The organism is Trinickia sp. HAY1-2D, from assembly GCF_056754935.1.
Window position 1 is genome coordinate 1331693 of record NZ_JBPGWX010000002.1, and the last position, 16685, is coordinate 1348377.

General features: G+C 63.4%; 17 protein-coding genes. 12 read left to right on the forward strand and 5 right to left on the reverse strand.

Annotation, left to right across the window (positions count from 1 at the left end):
• The first annotated feature begins 123 nt into the window (after positions 1 to 123).
• From ACR9ZC_RS13150 to ACR9ZC_RS13160, 3 genes are all read left to right on the forward strand, one after another.
• Positions 124 to 1425 (forward strand): YihY family inner membrane protein, encoded by a 1302-nt coding sequence (locus ACR9ZC_RS13150; RefSeq protein WP_481582663.1) that lies wholly within the window; start codon positions 124 to 126, stop codon positions 1423 to 1425.
• A gap of 100 nt (positions 1426 to 1525) precedes the next feature.
• Complete coding sequence (locus ACR9ZC_RS13155) at positions 1526 to 2284, forward strand: SDR family NAD(P)-dependent oxidoreductase (RefSeq protein WP_481580608.1); 759 nt, start codon at positions 1526 to 1528, stop codon at positions 2282 to 2284.
• Positions 2281 to 3228, forward strand: coding sequence for a sigma-70 family RNA polymerase sigma factor (locus ACR9ZC_RS13160; protein WP_481580609.1), 948 nt, complete (start codon positions 2281 to 2283; stop codon positions 3226 to 3228). The genes ACR9ZC_RS13155 and ACR9ZC_RS13160 overlap by 4 nt, the downstream gene beginning before the upstream one ends.
• A gap of 7 nt (positions 3229 to 3235) precedes the next feature.
• On the opposite strand, the gene ACR9ZC_RS13165 is transcribed toward ACR9ZC_RS13160, so the two are convergent.
• From ACR9ZC_RS13165 to ACR9ZC_RS13175, 3 genes are read right to left on the reverse strand one after another with little or no spacing between them, the layout of a single operon-like run.
• On the reverse strand, positions 3236 to 3556 hold the full coding sequence (locus tag ACR9ZC_RS13165) for an Mpo1-like protein (protein WP_481580610.1): 321 nt from the start codon (positions 3554 to 3556) through the stop codon (positions 3236 to 3238).
• A gap of 20 nt (positions 3557 to 3576) precedes the next feature.
• A complete protein-coding gene (locus tag ACR9ZC_RS13170) occupies positions 3577 to 4413 on the reverse strand; it encodes an alpha/beta fold hydrolase (protein WP_481580611.1) in 837 nt (278 codons plus the stop codon).
• Entirely contained in the window at positions 4410 to 5744 is a 1335-nt protein-coding gene (locus ACR9ZC_RS13175) for an O-acetylhomoserine aminocarboxypropyltransferase (protein WP_481580612.1), read from the reverse strand. The genes ACR9ZC_RS13170 and ACR9ZC_RS13175 overlap by 4 nt, the downstream gene beginning before the upstream one ends.
• A gap of 196 nt (positions 5745 to 5940) precedes the next feature.
• Here ACR9ZC_RS13175 and ACR9ZC_RS13180 point away from each other — a divergent pair, with 196 nt between their 5' ends.
• The 3 genes from ACR9ZC_RS13180 (at position 5941) to aroC (ending at position 9732) form a co-directional block, all read left to right on the forward strand.
• Positions 5941 to 6399: a CBS domain-containing protein gene (locus ACR9ZC_RS13180; protein WP_481580613.1), complete on the forward strand. Its 459-nt coding sequence runs from the start codon at positions 5941 to 5943 to the stop codon at positions 6397 to 6399.
• Between the two features lie 189 nt (positions 6400 to 6588).
• Positions 6589 to 8526 carry an MFS transporter gene (locus tag ACR9ZC_RS13185; protein WP_481580614.1) on the forward strand — a complete coding sequence of 646 codons (1938 nt, stop codon included), beginning with the start codon at positions 6589 to 6591 and terminating at the stop codon, positions 8524 to 8526.
• A gap of 105 nt (positions 8527 to 8631) precedes the next feature.
• Complete coding sequence (gene aroC, locus ACR9ZC_RS13190; protein ID WP_481580615.1) at positions 8632 to 9732, forward strand: chorismate synthase; 1101 nt, start codon at positions 8632 to 8634, stop codon at positions 9730 to 9732.
• 121 nt (positions 9733 to 9853) lie between these two features.
• Here the strand turns inward: aroC and ACR9ZC_RS13195 are convergent, their stop codons facing one another.
• Entirely contained in the window at positions 9854 to 11527 is a 1674-nt protein-coding gene (locus ACR9ZC_RS13195) for an electron transfer flavoprotein-ubiquinone oxidoreductase (RefSeq protein ID WP_481580616.1), read from the reverse strand.
• Between the two features lie 191 nt (positions 11528 to 11718).
• Between ACR9ZC_RS13195 and ACR9ZC_RS13200 the strand changes: the two genes are divergently transcribed.
• Positions 11719 to 12498 (forward strand): SDR family oxidoreductase, encoded by a 780-nt coding sequence (locus ACR9ZC_RS13200; protein ID WP_481580617.1) that lies wholly within the window; start codon positions 11719 to 11721, stop codon positions 12496 to 12498.
• Between the two features lie 91 nt (positions 12499 to 12589).
• Positions 12590 to 13021, forward strand: a complete 432-nt coding sequence (locus ACR9ZC_RS13205; RefSeq protein ID WP_331573343.1) for an acyl-CoA thioesterase — start codon at positions 12590 to 12592, stop codon at positions 13019 to 13021.
• Positions 13022 to 13033: 12 nt separating this feature from the next.
• Here the strand turns inward: ACR9ZC_RS13205 and ACR9ZC_RS13210 are convergent, their stop codons facing one another.
• Complete coding sequence (locus tag ACR9ZC_RS13210) at positions 13034 to 13579, reverse strand: PAS and helix-turn-helix domain-containing protein (protein ID WP_331573345.1); 546 nt, start codon at positions 13577 to 13579, stop codon at positions 13034 to 13036.
• Between the two features lie 260 nt (positions 13580 to 13839).
• On the opposite strand from ACR9ZC_RS13210, the gene ACR9ZC_RS13215 reads away from it, so the two are divergent.
• The 4 genes from ACR9ZC_RS13215 (at position 13840) to ACR9ZC_RS13230 (ending at position 16667) form a co-directional block, all read left to right on the forward strand.
• Positions 13840 to 14544, forward strand: coding sequence for a CoA transferase subunit A (locus ACR9ZC_RS13215; RefSeq protein WP_481580618.1), 705 nt, complete (start codon positions 13840 to 13842; stop codon positions 14542 to 14544).
• 1 nt (position 14545) lies between these two features.
• A complete protein-coding gene (locus ACR9ZC_RS13220; protein WP_331573347.1) occupies positions 14546 to 15187 on the forward strand; it encodes a CoA transferase subunit B in 642 nt (213 codons plus the stop codon).
• Positions 15188 to 15267: 80 nt separating this feature from the next.
• Complete coding sequence (locus ACR9ZC_RS13225; protein ID WP_481580619.1) at positions 15268 to 16194, forward strand: alpha/beta fold hydrolase; 927 nt, start codon at positions 15268 to 15270, stop codon at positions 16192 to 16194.
• A 113-nt stretch (positions 16195 to 16307) separates the two neighbouring features.
• Positions 16308 to 16667: a RidA family protein gene (locus ACR9ZC_RS13230; protein ID WP_481580620.1), complete on the forward strand. Its 360-nt coding sequence runs from the start codon at positions 16308 to 16310 to the stop codon at positions 16665 to 16667.
• Positions 16668 to 16685: the final 18 nt, after the last annotated feature.

Below are 16685 nucleotides of genomic sequence, written 5' to 3' on the forward strand. Positions count from 1 at the left end.
ACGCTTTTATGAGCGGCCTATTATAGGGGCATGAGAGTATTCGAGCGGCCGGTGGCGGGCGGACAGCCCGTGCCGGCGCCCCACGATGCGCCCCCCACGACGGAGAATTTCTTGCCGAAAAAATTGAGTGTCGATCTGAACACCGTCAAACGCCTCGCGCGATTTGCCGCCAAACGCAGCAGCGAGGACCGCATTGCGCAGGTGGCCGGCAGCTTGACGTTCACGACGATGCTGGCGATCGTTCCGCTCGCCACGGTAGCGTTCGCGCTTTTTACGGCGTTTCCGATTTTTTCGACGTTTCAGGCTTCGCTGCAGACGTTCCTTGCCCAGCACTTGATGCCGGACCAGATCAACAGCCAGATCTTTCGCTACCTGAATCAGTTCGCGGCGAAAGCGAAGGGACTGACGACGGCGGGGATGATCGTGCTGTTCGTCACGTCCGTCATGACGATGATGACCGTCGAATCGGCCTTCAACCTCATATGGCGCGTGCCCAAACCGCGTCCGTTCGCACAGCGCGTGCTCGTCTACTGGGCGATCATCACGCTGGGACCGTTGCTGATCGGTGTGAGCTTGTCGATTACCTCGCACCTTTTCACGCAATCGAGCTCGTTGGCGAACGGCTACGTCTCGCCGCTGATCGAATGGGCGCTTTCGGGGGCCGCGCTGCCGCTGACCGGGCTGGCCTTCACCATGCTCTACGTGTACCTGCCCAACTGCAGCGTGCAGTGGCGCGATGCCGTGGTGGGCGGGTTATGCGCCGCCATCGCGTTCGAACTCGCGAAGCGCGGCTTCGGCTTCTACGTCCGGCGCATCCCGACCTATACGGCGGTCTATGGCGCTTTCGCGACGGTGCCCATGTTCCTGATATGGGTTTATCTGAGCTGGTTCATCACGCTCGCGGGTGCGACGATCGTCTCGACGCTGCCCGCTATCCGCGCCGGCCAGTTCCACCGGCACGACTACGCGGGAGGAGACCTGCTCGATGCGCTCGAGGTTCTCGCGCGCCTGAGCGATGCACGCGACCATGGCGCTGCGGGGCTGACGGTGATGGAACTGGCGCGCATGCTGCGGTGCGATCTGGATACGGCCACGCGGATCGTCGGCAAGCTGAGCCGCCATCAATGGATCACGCGGCTGGCCGACGAAGGCGCGGATGGTCAGCCACGCTACGCGTTGCTCGTCAATCCGGCGCATATCACCGTGGCGCGGCTATTCGATGTTTTCGTGATCGATCGCACCGAGCTCGAATATCAGTTGCGGCTCGAGTCGACGCGCGTCGATGGCGATGCTTTACTCGCCGCGCTCGGCAACGACAGACTCGAGATTTCGCTCGCTACGCTGCTTGCGGCGCGCGAGGCCCGCGAGGCCTTCCAGGCTGGCCGCTCGCGCGTCCTGTCGGGTTCGCCCCGCCACGCCACTTGAGGCGGGGCGTACTGCGTGCGTGTTTGCGCGCTGCGCCGCTAGCTGACTCTTTTCGTGTCGCTCCATCGTCTTATCAGTATCTAAACGATGGAGGACCGTGATGAACCTGAGAAACAAAAGCGTCGTCGTCACCGGTGGAAGCCGGGGTCTTGGCCTGGGTCTGGTCGAAGCGCTCGTCGAGCGACAGGCGAAGGTGACGGTCGTGGCGCGCGGTGGGGAGGGCCTCGATGCTGTCGCAACGCGTCTTGGCGTGGCAACGATCGCAGCCGACATTACCGACGAGGCGGCGGCACATCGGATCGTCGGGGACGTGCGCCCCGATGTCCTCGTCCTGAACGCTGGGGTTCTCCCGCGCATGGGGCGGCTCGACCAGTTGAGCTGGAAGGACTTCTCCGTGGCCTGGGAAACGGACGTCAAGGGCGGCCTATTCTGGCTTCAGGCGGCACTCAATGCTCCGCTGAATCCTGGCAGCCGCGTGCTGGTCGGATCGAGCGGCGCGGCCGTCGGCGGTTCCCAGATGTCGGGCGGCTACGGCGGTTCCAAGCGCATGCTATGGTTCATGGCGAAATACGCGAACGGGGTCTCAAAGGAGAAGAATCTCGGAATTCAGTTCCAGGCGATCCTTCCGCGCCAGATGGTCCTTGGCACCGGCATCGGGGACGCGGCTGCAGGTGTCTATGCAAGTTCAATGGGAATCACGCCCGAGGAGTTCGTCGCCCGCTTCGGAGCGCCGATGCCGCCCAGGGCCTTTGGCGACCGTGTCGTATCGGTGCTGGAGGATCCTCGATACGCCGAGGACATCGTATTCGGCGTCAACGGCGATGACGGTGTCACCGTGATGGAAGGAGCGACAGGTTGAAGGAAGGCCAGAGCCCGGCACAAAGCGCGCTGCGGTCCGAGTTGCTCGCAGCGGCCGAGGAGTGGCGCCCGGAGCTTCATCGATACTGCGCGCGCCTGATGGGCTCGGTCATCGAGGGCGAGGACGTCGTACAGGACGCCCTGACGAGCGCATTGATCGCCATCGACGAAAAGCAGCAGGACGTCAGGACGTTGCGCGCCTGGCTTTTTCGCGTCGCGCATAACCGGGCATTGGACCTGCTGCGCAGCCGTGCGCTGCGAGCGACGGAGCCGATAGACGCTGCCGATGAAGTCGTGGACGACACCATCGAGGATCCCGTGGAGAGACTGATGCGGCAGCAGGCGATCAGTTCGGCGGTTTCGCGATTCACGGAACTGCCGGTCGCCCAGCGTAGCGTGATCATCCTCAAGGATGTCCTCGATGAGCCGCTGGCCGATATCGCTGCTTTGCTCGATCTGACAATAGACTCTGTGAAGGCGCATCTGTCGCGCGGCCGCGCTCGACTTCGCGAGATCAATGCGAGTGCTGCGCCAAACGAGCCGGTGGACGCCAAGCCGGTATCGGAGGCATTGGCGCGATACGTCTCGCTGTTCAATGGGCGCGATTGGGACGGTCTGCGCGCGCTCCTTGCCGACGACGTGAAACTGCATCAGTCCAGTTATCCGGTTCGCGTCGGATCGGCTGACGTCGGAAGGTTTTTCAGCATCTATGCGACGATCGAAGGCTTGTGGCTCGTGCCGGCGTGGCTTGGCGGACGGGAAGTCGTTGCTGTCTTTTCAACCCGGACGAGCGTTGCGCCCGACTATTTCATGTGGCTGGAATGGCTCGACGGCCGGATCAGCTTCATACGCGATTACCGTCATGTCAGCTACGTCATCGACGACGCAGAGTTGATCCTCGCGCCGCCCACTCGGCGCCAGGACGCGGAGCGTCCTTCCGATTGACGCAAAGCTAGAGCCGGATCTTGCCTGTGCAAATGTCCTTGAACATCACCCAGTCGCCCATCAGGCTGTAGAGCGGATGACTGAAGGTGGCGGGCCGGTTCTTTTCGAAGAAAAAGTGGCCGACCCAGGCGAACCCATATCCGCACACGAGTGCGCCCGGCAGCCAGAACCAGCTTCCCGTCGCGACGGCCATGGCGACGCAGCCGATTACCCCTAGCGAGCCGATGAAATGCAGCCTTCGGCAAATCGTGTTGCGATGCTCGCCGAGATAGAACGGGTAGAACTGCGCGAAGCTCGTAAAACGTGTCGCATGCGTGCCGTGAACCATGATAGCTACCTCCGCAACGATCAGGACGGTGGTGACGCCTGGAGCGGCCGCGCAAACGCGAAGAGCGCTTCCAGGGTCGCATCGGGTGCCTCGGACATCAATGCGTGGCCGGCATCGAGCGTGACCACTTCGAACTGCGCACCGGCCGCCGCAAGCGCTTCGACCAGTCCGCGCGCGGCCTTCGGTGGCGTCATCGCGTCCTTCGAACCGAGCACGAGCCGTACCGGGCAGCGCAGTTGACCAGCGCGCTCCAGCCCTTCCGCGTAGCCGTTGCAGGCGGAAAAATCGGTGTGGAAGAGCCCTGGCTCGCCGGCCGCGGCCACGCGCTCCATCAGACGCTGGTTTACCCCGTGCAGCCAAAAACCAGGGCCTGGGCAGGACGGCTTGGCGGCAATCGTCGAATGCGACCAGCGATTGACGAGCGCGATCGCTTCGGCTTCGCGGTGGAGCGCGGCGTCCAGCAACGCGTCGGAAACGGTCATCGGCACGGCTGTGGCGACGAGTGCCACGCGCGCGGCGCGGGTCGGATAGCGACCGGCGAAATCGAGCGCGACGAGCGAGCCCATGCTGTGCCCAGCCACGAACGCCGATGTCACGCCCAGCGTGTCGAGGAACGCCGCGAGCCAATCGGCGAGCGCGCCGATGCTCTTCGCCGCCGGCCCGGCGCTGCGGCAGTGGCCCGGCAGATCGACGGCGAGCGCGTTGAAGCCGTGGTGCGCAAAGTACCGGCTCTGTAGCGCCCAGACGCTGTGGTCGTGCTGGGCGCCATGAACGAACACGGCGCTCGGCAGTGCTGGATCGAACGACCTGCCGCCGGTATAGGCATAAGCCGGTTTGCCCAAGACGTCGACGATCATGCCGACTCCTTTTTGGGCGCGCCACGGCCGGCATCGGGTCCCGAGCCGGACTTGCCGGCTGCCTTGAGCGCACGTTTGAGATCGTCGATGAGATCGTCCGGATCTTCCAGCCCGATCGACAGGCGAATGGTGCCTTCTCGGATGCCCGCTGCCGCGAGTGCCGCAGCGTCCATGCGAAAGTGCGTCGTCGAAGCCGGATGAATCACGAGCGAGCGCACGTCGCCGACATTCGCGAGGTGGGAAAACAGTGTCAGGGCTTCGATGAAGCGCCGGCCGGCGGCGCGATCGCCGCGCAGATCGAAGCTGACCACGGCGCCCGCGCCGCGCGGCAGCAGGCGCTGCGCGAGCGCGTAGTCCGGATGCGAGGGCAGCTCCGGATAGGCAATCGATGCGACGCCCGCGTGCGAGGCCAGGAATTCGACGACCTTGCGCGTGTTGGCCACGTGCCTGTCCATCCGCAGCGGCAGCGTTTCAATGCCTTGCAGCAGTTGCCACGCGGCTTGCGGGTGCAGCGTGGCGCCGAAGTCGCGCAGGCCTTCGCGGCGCGCGCGCAGCAAAAACGGCGCGACGGTGCTCTCTTCGGCGAAGACCATGCCGTGGAAGCCGTCGTACGGCTCGGTGAATTCGGGAAAGCGGCCCGATGCGACGAAGTCGAAGGCGCCGCTGTCGACGAGTACCCCGCCGATCGTCGTGCCGTGTCCGCCCAGGAATTTGGTCGCCGAGTGATAGACGAAATCGGCGCCATGCTCGAACGGTTTGAGCAGGTAAGGCGTCGTGAACGTGGAGTCCACCAGCAGCGGCACCCGGTGCTCGTGGGCGAGATGCGCCAGCGTGGCAATGTCGAGCACGTCGAGGCCCGGATTGCCTAGTGTCTCGCCGAACAGGAGGCGGGTGTCCGGCCGCAGCGCGGCGCGCCAGGCATCGATATCGCGCGGCTCGACGAACGTCGTTTCGATGCCGAAGCGCGGCAGCGTGTAGTGCAGCAGATTGTGCGAGCCGCCGTAAAGCGCGTTCGAGGCGACGATATGGGCGCCGGCGCCCATCAACGTGGCAATGGCCAGATGCAGGGCGGCTTGCCCGCTGGCCGTGCCGATCGCGCCCGCGCCGTTTTCGAGCGCGGCGACACGCTCTTCGAAAACGGCGACGGTCGGGTTGGAGATGCGCGAATAGACGTGCCCGGCGCGTTCCATATCGAACAGCGCCGCTGCGTGATCCGTGTCGCGGAATACGAACGCCGCGCTTTGATGGATGGGCGTGACGCGCGCGCCGGTTGTCGCATCGGGCGCGGCGCCGGCATGAACGGCGAGTGTGTCGAATCGGTTGGCGGACATCGGCGGCGACCGGACGCTCGTCCGGCAAGGGTGGCGTGACGGCCATCGTACCATCGCGGCGCGCCTGTTCAAGAGGCGGCGAGCGCGACCGTCCGCACGCCCCGGTGGCTGAAATCGGCGCGTGCGGCTTTCCTTTTAAGGGGCTTTCCGCTAGGATCGACCGATCAAACGAGGCTTTAACCGGAGGGGGCAAACCATGAAGGTCAGCGATATCTTGAAGGTGAAGGGCAATACGCTCTATACCGTTTCGCCCGATACGCCGCTCTCAGCCGCGGTGACCACGATGGCGGAGCACGACATCGGTTCGCTCGTGATCATGGAGCATGGCGATCTGGTCGGCATGTTGACGTTTCGCGAAATCATCGTCACGTTGAACAAGAATGGCGGCACCGTAGGCTCCGGCATGATCCGCAAGGTGATGGACGACCACCCGCTCACGTGCACCCCCGAAACGGATGTCGACGAGGTGCGCCGGATGATGCTCGAGCATCATGTGCGCTACCTGCCGGTGCTCGAGAACCGCACGTTGATGGGAGTCATTTCGTTTTACGACGTCGCCAAGGCGGTTGTCGAAGAACAGAGCTTCGAAAATCGTATGCTGAAGGCATACATCCGGGATTGGCCGGAAGAGGGCGAGTCGCGCGAATTGCGCTAAGGCGCTTCGGCGCCCGTTCGTCCGCTTCCGCTTCCCGTTTCCCGTACGCCTAGACGGCAACAAGACGCGCCCCGGTCTTGTTGCGTCGCACAACAAGCCGGCTGCGTTCTTTGAACGCGGCTTTTTTTTCGAATCGACGCGAGCCATCGTCCGATTTTCGCGACATCGCCTCGCCCTGCAGCCCGATCCATGAGCGAACGCCCGTTAACCATGGCGACCGATGCGCGCCGAGCCCCGCGTCACGAACACTCTCAGTTCGGTTTGCTCAAGGAGCGCCGTTTCGCCCCGTTTTTCTGGACGCAGTTTCTCGGGGCGCTGAATGACAACGTATTCAAAGTCGGCTTTACGTCGCTCGTGACGTACGAGACGGCGCGATTTTCGGGTGTCGATGCAAAAACGGCCGCTTTTCTGATTTCGGCGATCTTCATTTTTCCGTTCGTCCTTTTTTCCGCAACGTCGGGGCAAATCGCTGATAAGTACGATAAAGCGACGCTGACGCGCTTCGTCAAAACGTTCGAAATCGCGGTGATGCTGGTGGGCGCCGCCGGGTTCGCGCTTCATCATGCGGTGCTGCTGTACCTGTGTACGTTTCTGATGGGCGTGCATTCGACGTTGTTCGGCCCGGTCAAATATGCGTATTTACCCCAGCATCTCGATCAGCGGGAGCTCGTCGGCGGAAACGGGCTCGTCGAAATGGGGACGTTCGTGGCCATTCTCATCGGCACGATCGTGGGCGGCGTTGCCGCAGCTTTCGCCACGCACGGGGCGCTCGTGCTCGCCGTCGTCTGCGTGGCCGTCGCCTGTGCCGGGCGGGCCATATCGAGTGCGGTTCCGGCAACACCGGCGCCTCAACCCGATCTGCGCATCAATTGGAACCCGGTCACGGAGACGCTGCGCAATCTCGCACTGGCCCGCGAGAATCGAACGGTATTCCTGAGCCTGCTGGGTATTTCATGGCTCTGGTTTGTCGGCGCAACGTTTCTGACATCGTTCTTCAGCTTCGCGAAGGACGTGTTATCGGCCAATCCCGATGTCGTCACCGTTTTGCTCGCAACGTTTTCGCTCGGTATCGGCGGCGGCTCGCTGCTTTGCGAGCGGCTCTCGAACCGGCGCGTCGAAGTCGGTCTCGTGCCGCTCGGCTCGATCGGCATGAGCGTTTTCGCCATCGACCTTTATTTTGCGAGCCACGCCTTGCCGAGCGCCGGACATCTGCTCGACGTCGCCCAGTTTCTGAGCCGCCCGGCGCACTGGCGTATCCTCGCGGACCTGTTCCTGCTCGCCATGTTCGGCGGTTTTTACAGCGTACCGCTCTATGCGCTGATTCAAAGCCGCAGCCAGCCCACGCATCGCGCGCGGATCATCGCGGCCAACAATATTCTCAATGCGCTCTTCATGGTGGTATCGGCGCTGATGGCTATCGCGTTGACATCGTTGGGCGTGCGCATCCCCGGTATCTTTCTGACGACGGCATTGCTCAACGCCGTGGTGGCCATTTACATCTATTCGCTCGTGCCCGAGTTCCTGCTGCGCTTCGTCGCGTGGGTGCTCGTGCATACCTTCTACCGGATCCGCCTCGTGCATGCGGAGCGTATTCCGGAGACAGGGCCGGCGGTGCTCGTCTGCAATCATGTGAGCTATGTCGATGCGCTCGTCATCATGGCCGGCAGCCCGCGGCCGATCCGCTTCGTCATGGATCACCGCATTTTCGAAACGCCGTTCGCGGGCTGGGTCTTTCGTCATGCGAAGGCCATTCCGATCGCTCCGACCCATGAGAACGCGGCGCTGCTCGAGCGCGCATACGACGCTTGTGCCGAGGCGCTTGCGCAAGGAGACCTCGTATGCATCTTTCCCGAAGGCAAGCTGACGGCCACGGGGGAGATCAACGCTTTTCGCCACGGTGTGACGCGCATCGTCGAGCGTACGCCCGTGCCGGTCATTCCCATGGCCCTGCGTTGGTTGTGGGGCAGCGTGTTCTCGCGGCACGCCGATGCGCGCTGGCCGCGGCCGCTGCGCAAGGGGATGACGAGCCGCCTGAGCCTGGCCGTTGGCGAGCCGATGGAGCCGTCAGCCGCGACGCCCGAGGTGCTGCAGACCATCGTGACAGGCCTGCGGGGGCCGCGCAAATAAAACGTCGGGGCAGGCGCGCCATGGCGGCGCCGCACGCGGTGCAAGGTTGCGCCGCGGGCAGGGCATAATATCGGTCTTTCCCGCATTTTTCGTAAGGCCACGTCCATGTCCGGCAACACTCTTGGCACGCTCTTCACCGTTACGACGTTCGGCGAATCGCATGGCCCGGCCATCGGCTGCGTCGTCGATGGCTGTCCGCCCGGCATGGCGCTGACCGAGGCCGATATTCAATTGGAGCTCGATCGCCGCAAGCCCGGCACGTCGCGGCATGTGACGCAACGCCATGAAGAGGACAAGGTCGAGATTCTGTCCGGCGTGTTCGAGGGCGTGACGACGGGCGCACCGATCGCACTGCTGATCCGCAATACCGATCAGCGCAGCAAGGACTACGGCAACATCGCCGAGACGTTTCGTCCCGGGCATGCCGATTACACCTATTGGCACAAGTATGGCGTCCGGGACTACCGCGGCGGTGGCCGCTCCTCGGCCCGTTTGACGGCGCCGACCGTCGCGGCCGGCGCGGTGGCGAAGAAATGGCTGCGTGAGCGGCTCGGCGTCGAAGTGCGCGGGTACATGAGCGCGCTCGGCGAAATCGACGTACCGTTCATCGATTGGTCGCATGTGCGCGAGAATCCGTTCTTCGTCCCCAATGCGGATATCGTACCGAGGCTCGAGGAATACATGGATGCGCTGCGCAAAGAGGGCGATTCGATCGGCGCACGCATTAATGTCGTCGCTAGCGGTGTGCCCGTGGGTCTCGGCGAGCCGCTCTTCGACAGGCTCGATGCCGATATCGCGCATGCGATGATGGGCATCAATGCCGTGAAGGGCGTCGAGATCGGAGCGGGCTTCGCCAGTGTTGCGCAGCGCGGCTCCGAGCATGGCGACGAATTGACGCCGGCAGGATTTGTCGGCAATCGGGCCGGCGGCATTCTCGGCGGCATTTCGACGGGCCAGGATATTACGGTGTCGATCGCGATCAAGCCGACGTCGAGCATCCGCACACCGCGCCGCTCGATCGATAAAGCGGGGCAGCCGGCTGTTGTCGAGACTTTCGGCCGGCACGACCCCTGTGTCGGTATTCGCGCCACGCCAATCGCCGAGGCGATGCTCGCGCTCGTGCTGATCGATCACGCGCTGCGTCATCGCGCGCAGTGCGGCGACGTGAGCGTCGCCACGCCGAAGATTGCGGCAAGCGCACCCTGATCGTCTGCAGGTCGTTCTCGGCGCAATTCGGCCGAGACAAAAGAAACGGGCGCGGGTCTCGATGGACCCGCGCCCGTTTTCATCTGTGCGGCACGAACATCGTCCGTGCCGCCTTCCCGCGTCACATATTCGCGTAGTTGGGCCCGCCGCCGCCTTCGGGCGTGACCCAGACGATGTTTTGCGTCGGATCCTTGATATCGCACGTCTTGCAATGCACGCAGTTCTGCGCATTGATGACGAGCCGGTCGCTCCCGTCGTCGTTTTTGACGAACTCGTACACCGCCGCAGGGCAGTACCGTCCCTCCGGCCCCGCGTAGGTATGCAGATTAACGTTCACTGGCACGGACGGATCTTTCAGCGTCAAATGCGCCGGCTGATTCTCTTCGTGGTTCGTGTTCGACAGGAAGACCGACGAAAGCCGATCGAACGTGAGTTTGCCATCGGGCTTCGGATAAGCGATCGGCGCGCACTGCGCGGCGGGCTTGAGCATCTCGTGATCGCGGTGCTTGTGATGCAGCGTCCACGGCACGTTGCCGCCGAAGAGCTTTTGCTCGATGCCGACCATCAGCGTGCCGAGATAGAGCCCCTTGCTCATCCACTGCTTGAAGTTGCGCGCGCGGTTGAGTTCTTCATGCAGCCATGAGGATTTGAATGCCTGCGGATAGGCGGCCAGCTCGTCACCGCTGCGCCCGGCCTGCACGGCTTCGAAAGCGGCCTGCGCGGCCAGCATGCCGCTCTTGATGGCCGCATGACTTCCCTTGATGCGCGACGCATTGAGAAAGCCCGCGTCGTCGCCCACGAGTGCTCCGCCCGGAAAGACCAGCTTCGGCAACAACAGCAGACCTCCTGCCGTGATTGCCCGCGCGCCGTAAGATACGCGCTTGCCGCCTTCGAGAAACGCGCGGATCGCCGGGTGCGTTTTGTACCGCTGGAACTCCTCGAACGGCGACAGATAGGGATTCGTATAGCCGAGGCCGACGACAAAGCCCACGACCACCTGGTTGTTCTCGGCGTGATAGAGAAACGAGCCCCCGTAGGTTTGCGTGTCGAGCGGCCAGCCGGCCGTATGGATGACGAGCCCGGGCTGGTGCTTGGCCGGATCGATCTCCCAGAGCTCCTTGATGCCGATGCCGTAGACCTGCGGTTCGGCGTCTTTATTGAGCCGGAATGTGTCCATCAGCTGGCGGCCGAGGTGGCCGCGCGCGCCTTCACAAAAAAGCGTGTATTTGGCGTGCAACTCCATGCCGAGCTGAAAGTTCTCGGTGGGCTCGCCGTCTTTGCCGATGCCCATGTTGCCGGTGGCGACGCCTTTGACGGAGCCGTCGTCGTTATAGAGCACCTCGGCCGCGGCGAAGCCGGGGAAGATTTCCACGCCGAGCGCTTCGGCCATCGTCCCGAGCCAGCGCGTCACGTTACCCAGGCTCACGACATAGTTGCCGTGGTTCTTGAAGTTCTCGGGCAAAGCCCAGTTCGGCGTCTTGACGGCCCCTTTTTCCGAGAGGAACAGAAAGCGGTCTTCGGTGACCGGTACGGTCAGCGGCGCGCCTTTTTCCTTCCAGTCGGGAATCAGTTCGGTCAGCGCGCGCGGATCCATGACGGCGCCCGAGAGGATGTGCGCACCGATTTCGGAGCCTTTTTCCAGCACGCATACGCCAAGCTCGACGCCTTTTTCCTGCGCGAGCTGTTTGAGCCGGATGGCCGCCGAAAGTCCCGCGGGGCCGCCGCCCACGATCACGACGTCGTATTCCATCGATTCGCGCGGGCCGTACTGCTCGACGAGACGCTCGGGGGTCATTGGGGCTCCTTAGCCGTTAGAATGCTTTTTTCGGGTTCGTATTGTCAGCGAACGAAGAGGGCGCTGCAACCGAATGAGTCAACATTAGCACGACCGTTCTATTTTTGTGATAGAGTGCCCCCTCTGTTGTCGGGCCGATATCGCGTGCGCGTCGCCGCAAACGTACAACCTAATCGATAAAGGGATCGACAATGGGCCGTTCGATCAATCTGGAAGGCAAAGTTGCGCTGATCACGGGCGCCTCGAGCGGGCTCGGCAAGCGTTTCGCGCTGGTGCTGTCGCAGGCCGGGGCGAAAGTGGTGTTGGCGAGCCGCCGCGTCGAGCGGCTCAAGGAGCTGCGGGCCGAGATCGAGGCGTCGGGCGGCGCCGCGCACGTCGTTTCGCTCGATGTGACGGACTATCAGAGCATCCGCTCGGCCGTCGCGCATGCGGAGACCGAGGCGGGCACGATCGACATTCTCGTGAACAATTCGGGCGTATCGACGACGCAAAAGCTCACCGAAGTCACGCCGGCGGATTTCGAATACGTATTCGATACGAATACGCGCGGTGCATTTTTCGTGGCGCAGGAAGTGGCCAAGCGAATGATCATGCGTTGCGCGTCGGCCAATCACAAACCGCCGTACCGGATCGTCAATATCGCATCGGTCGCGGGTCTCCGTGTCCTGCCGCAGATCGGACTCTATTCGATGAGCAAGGCGGCGGTCGTGCAGATGACGCGTGCCATGGCGCTCGAATGGGGCCGCCACGGCATCAACGTCAACGCGATCTGCCCGGGCTACATCGACACGGAGATCAACCATCATCTCTGGTCGACCGATCACGGGCAAAAGCTGCTGTCGATGCTGCCGCGCAGGCGCGTCGGCAAGCCGGAGGACCTCGATGGCCTGTTGATGCTGCTTGCGGCGGACGAGTCGCAATTCATCAACGGTGCGGTGATCTCCGCCGACGACGGTTTCGCGCTGGCGTAAGCGACGAAGCGAATCGCATGACGCGTGCCGCGAAGACGCGTGCAATATCCGCCGTGCTTGATTTTTGTTTTTGTTGAAAGAAGACGTGACGATGAGCGATGACCAACCCGTGTTCGAGATGTCGATGCCGATCCGCTGGGGCGACATGGATGCCTTCGGCCACGTCAACAACACCGTCTTTTTCCGCTACATGGAGCAGGTGCGGATCAGTTGGTTCGAAGCGCTCGGGCTTGTCGGCAATGCGCGGGACGGCCAAGGTCCGGTCGTCGTCAATGCGTCCATGGAGTTCTTGCGCCAGCTCCACTATCCGGGCGACGTCATTGGGCGCATGGCAGTGGCGCGCCCCGGCCGAAGCAGCTTCGACACCACATTCGAACTCGTGCGCGCCGACGACCCGAAGACCCTCTATGCACGCGGCAGTGCGCGTTGCGTCTGGATCGACTACGCGGCCGGCAAGTCGGTGCCGCTGCCCGAGCCTCTTCGGGAGCTGATCGAGCGGCACGCATCCGAAAAGGCGGCCTGAGCGGCGCTGCGCTTACTGGCCGAGTAGCCGCTGCAACAGCTCTGTTGCATTGCCGGTCCCGTATTTGCGCATGAGCCGCGCACGGTAGATATCGACGGTTCGCGAGCTGATGTCGAGCGCGCGGCCGATCTGCTTGCTCGTCTTGCCGGTCGCCAACTGCGCCGCGACTTCCCGTTCGCGCGGCGTGAGTTCGACGGCCACTCGCCGCGTGGCGCTCAAATCCTCGAACGTCCAGACCCCGGCCGCGAGCGGCGCATGACGCTCGAGCGCGCGCCCCGTGACATGGCACCAGAACAGCTCGCCGTCCGCGCGCTTCATGATGCGATCGTCGGCGTAGCTGCCTTGTGCCGTCATGATGGGGGCGATGCGTTCGCCGATGCGCTCGAATTCATCGGGCGAAGGATAGAGCACCCGAAACGATTGGCCGATCAACGCCTGGCGATCGCACCGGAAGATTCGCGCCAGGGCGTCGTTGCAGTCTTCGATGACGCGATCTCGCGAGAGCACGAGTCCGAGCGGGGCGAGTTGAAAGGCGGTCTTGTAGTCGATTTGGGGCATGGTCTGCGAAGTGCTGCCGCGAAAGGCTGGGCGGGCCTTTCACCTATGTATTTTTGCGTATTGTGCCGCACGCGTCGGCCATCTTACCCTTTTGCCCATCGTGAGAGGCGCGAAGCGAGGCAGGCGAGAGCCCACGTCGACGCGGCCGCCAATCGACCATTGGCCCGCGGACGACTAGAATGCTCAAGCGTCGAGGCTTCGCGCGACGCATGCCGACACGGCTGCGTATCCGCCAATTCCAATCGTGGAAGGACAATGAGATGAACAAGGTTTATCCAAGCGCGTCCGCCGCACTCCAAGACATCGTGAAAGACGGGCAGACCTTTGCCGTGGGCGGCTTCGGCCTATGCGGCATTCCAGAGGCGCTCATCGCCGCGTTGCGGGACTCCGGCGTGAAGGGCCTCACCTGTATCAGCAACAATGCCGGCGTCGACGGCTTCGGCCTCGGCCTGCTGCTCGAGACGCGGCAGATCAAAAAGATGATTTCTTCCTACGTCGGCGAGAACAAGGAATTCGAGCGCCAGTACCTCGCAGGCGAACTCGAGCTCGAATTCACGCCGCAAGGTACGCTCGCCGAGAAGCTGCGTGCGGGCGGCGCGGGCATTCCGGCGTTCTACACGAACACCGGATACGGCACCATCATTGCCGAAGGTAAGGAAACGCGCCAGTTCGGCGAAAACTTCTATGTGCTCGAGCCTTCGCTGACGGCGGACGTCGCGCTCGTCAAGGCGTGGAAGGCGGACAAGTCCGGCAACCTCGTGTTCCGGCGCACCGCGCGCAACTTCAACCCCATGTGCGCGATGGCCGGCCGCATCACCGTGGCGGAAGTCGAAGAAATCGTCGACGTCGGCGCGCTCGATCCCGATGCGATCCACACCCCCGGCATTTTCGTGCAGCGCATCGTGCTCAATGCGCATCCGGAGAAACGCATCGAACAACGCGTCGTGCGCGCGAAGGGAGACTGACATGGCATGGACTCGCGAACAAATGGCTGCGCGCGCGGCGCAGGAGCTGCAGGACGGCTATTACGTGAATCTGGGCATCGGGTTGCCTACGCTCGTCGCCAACTACGTTCCGGCCGGCATCGAAGTATGGCTGCAGTCGGAAAACGGCCTGCTCGGCATCGGCCCGTCGCCGACCGAGGACGAAATCGATCCCGATCTGATCAACGCCGGTAAGCAGACGATCACGACGTTGCCCGGTTCATCGATTTTCTCGTCGGCCGACTCGTTCGCGATGATTCGCGGCGGTCACATCAACTTGGCCATCCTCGGGGCGATGCAGGTCAGCAAGACCGGGGATCTCGCCAACTGGATGATTCCCGGCAAGATGATCAAGGGAATGGGCGGTGCCATGGATCTCGTGGCTGGCGTGAAACGTGTCGTGGTCTTGATGGAGCATGTCGCCAAGGGCGATCAGCACAAGATCCTCGAGAGCTGCACGCTGCCGCTCACGGGCGTCGGGGTGATCGATCGGATCATCACGGATCTGGGTGTGATCGATGTCACCCAACAGGGACTCAAGCTCGTCGAACTTGCCCCCGGCGTCAGCCTCGACGAAATCAAGGCCAAAACGGGGGCGCCGCTCGACGTGAGCGGCATTCACTGACGGCGTCGCACGCGCGGTCCGCGCGAGACGCAATGTGCCGGGCCCGTGCTGCGCCCGGCTTTTTTTTCGAGGGTCGTTCCATGAGCTCGTCGCCCGGTAGCGCATCGCCCGCCCACGCCTCGCAACCCGCCGGTTCGCGCCTGCGCTATGTGCAGTGCGCAAACCCTGCCGGTTTGCACCGGATGGCCTACACCGAGTGGGGCGACCCCGAGAACGAGCGCGTGCTCGTCTGCGTGCATGGCCTCACGCGTTCGGGGCGCGATTTCGACCGCGTTGCGACCGCGCTCTCGGATGTCTACCGCGTGGTGTGTCCCGATGTCGTCGGCCGCGGCCAGTCCGATTGGCTGCCGGAGCCGAGCCGCTACGGCATCCCGCAATATGTGGCCGACATGACGACGCTGATCGCGCGACTCGATGTCGAATCCGTCGACTGGTTCGGAACGTCGATGGGCGGGCTCATCGGGATGGCGATGGCGGGCTTGACGGGTACGCCCGTGCGCAAGCTGCTCGTCAACGACGTCGGCCCGCATATCGAACCCGCGGCGCTTGCGCGGATCGGCTCGTACGTGGGGCAGCCGGTGCGCTTCGCCTCGCTCGACGAGGGCATCGATCACGCTGCGCTGCTCGCCGCTTCGTTCGGGCCGCTCACGCTCGACGAATGGCGCGAGATCAATACGCCGCTGCTGCGGCAGCGCGACGACCGCGCCTGGGAATTCCGCTACGATCCGGGCATTGCCGTGCCGTTTACCGCTTCGACCCCGGAGGCCAATACCGCCGGCGAGGCGATGCTCTGGCACTTGTTCGAGGCCGCGAAATGTCCGGTGCTCGTGGTGCGCGGGGCGTTATCGGATCTGCTCTCGCGCGAGACCGTCGCACAGATGGTGGCGCGCGGACATCAGGTGTCGAGCGTGGAGATTCCAGGCGTGGGCCATGCGCCGGCGTTTCTCGACCCGCAACAGATCGGCATTGCGCGCCAGTTCTTCGTCGGTGACGGCAACGCGTCATAATAACGGTCTCGCGCGCGGCGTCTCGCATTCGGCGAAGGGCTGGGCGTAGCGCCGTTGCCTACCGCCGCCGCGCGTAACGACCGATCGAGCGGTCATCGAACAGGACTTTTCAAATGGCAGTCATTCGTCATCACGTCGGCAAGCGTCTTTCCGAAATCGCCATTCATAACGGCACCGTCTATCTGGCCGGGCAGATTGCCGAGGACACCGCGCAGGATGCGGCAGGCCAGACGCGCGAAGTGCTGGGCCATATCGATCGCCTGCTCCAGGAGGCGGGCAGCGACAAGACGCACTTGCTGTCAGTGCAAATCTATCTCGCCGATATGGTGCATTTCCCGGCAATGAATGCCGTATGGGACGAGTGGGTCGCGCAGGGCGACACGCCGCCGCGCGCCACCGTCGAGGCGAAACTCGCCAACCCTGAGTGCCTCGTCGAAATCGTCGTCGTCGCAGCACAAAAGCAAAACAGCTGAGCGGCCTGCGGGTGTGCG

Excerpts from the sequence above, each read along its gene's own strand:
- ACR9ZC_RS13165 (WP_481580610.1), bottom strand. The coding sequence starts at position 3,556 with ATGGTTCACGGCACGCATGCGACACGTTTTACGAGCTTCGCGCAGTTC.
- ACR9ZC_RS13200 (WP_481580617.1), top strand. The coding sequence starts at position 11,719 with ATGGGCCGTTCGATCAATCTGGAAGGCAAAGTTGCGCTGATCACGGGC.
- ACR9ZC_RS13185 (WP_481580614.1), top strand. The coding sequence starts at position 6,589 with ATGAGCGAACGCCCGTTAACCATGGCGACCGATGCGCGCCGAGCCCCG.
- ACR9ZC_RS13180 (WP_481580613.1), top strand. The coding sequence starts at position 5,941 with ATGAAGGTCAGCGATATCTTGAAGGTGAAGGGCAATACGCTCTATACC.
- aroC (WP_481580615.1), top strand. The coding sequence starts at position 8,632 with ATGTCCGGCAACACTCTTGGCACGCTCTTCACCGTTACGACGTTCGGC.
- ACR9ZC_RS13195 (WP_481580616.1), bottom strand. The coding sequence starts at position 11,527 with ATGACCCCCGAGCGTCTCGTCGAGCAGTACGGCCCGCGCGAATCGATG.
- ACR9ZC_RS13205 (WP_331573343.1), top strand. The coding sequence starts at position 12,590 with ATGAGCGATGACCAACCCGTGTTCGAGATGTCGATGCCGATCCGCTGG.
- ACR9ZC_RS13230 (WP_481580620.1), top strand. The coding sequence starts at position 16,308 with ATGGCAGTCATTCGTCATCACGTCGGCAAGCGTCTTTCCGAAATCGCC.
- ACR9ZC_RS13170 (WP_481580611.1), bottom strand. The coding sequence starts at position 4,413 with ATGATCGTCGACGTCTTGGGCAAACCGGCTTATGCCTATACCGGCGGC.
- ACR9ZC_RS13175 (WP_481580612.1), bottom strand. The coding sequence starts at position 5,744 with ATGTCCGCCAACCGATTCGACACACTCGCCGTTCATGCCGGCGCCGCG.
- ACR9ZC_RS13215 (WP_481580618.1), top strand. The coding sequence starts at position 13,840 with ATGAACAAGGTTTATCCAAGCGCGTCCGCCGCACTCCAAGACATCGTG.
- ACR9ZC_RS13155 (WP_481580608.1), top strand. The coding sequence starts at position 1,526 with ATGAACCTGAGAAACAAAAGCGTCGTCGTCACCGGTGGAAGCCGGGGT.
- ACR9ZC_RS13210 (WP_331573345.1), bottom strand. The coding sequence starts at position 13,579 with ATGCCCCAAATCGACTACAAGACCGCCTTTCAACTCGCCCCGCTCGGA.
- ACR9ZC_RS13220 (WP_331573347.1), top strand. The coding sequence starts at position 14,546 with ATGGCATGGACTCGCGAACAAATGGCTGCGCGCGCGGCGCAGGAGCTG.
- ACR9ZC_RS13225 (WP_481580619.1), top strand. The coding sequence starts at position 15,268 with ATGAGCTCGTCGCCCGGTAGCGCATCGCCCGCCCACGCCTCGCAACCC.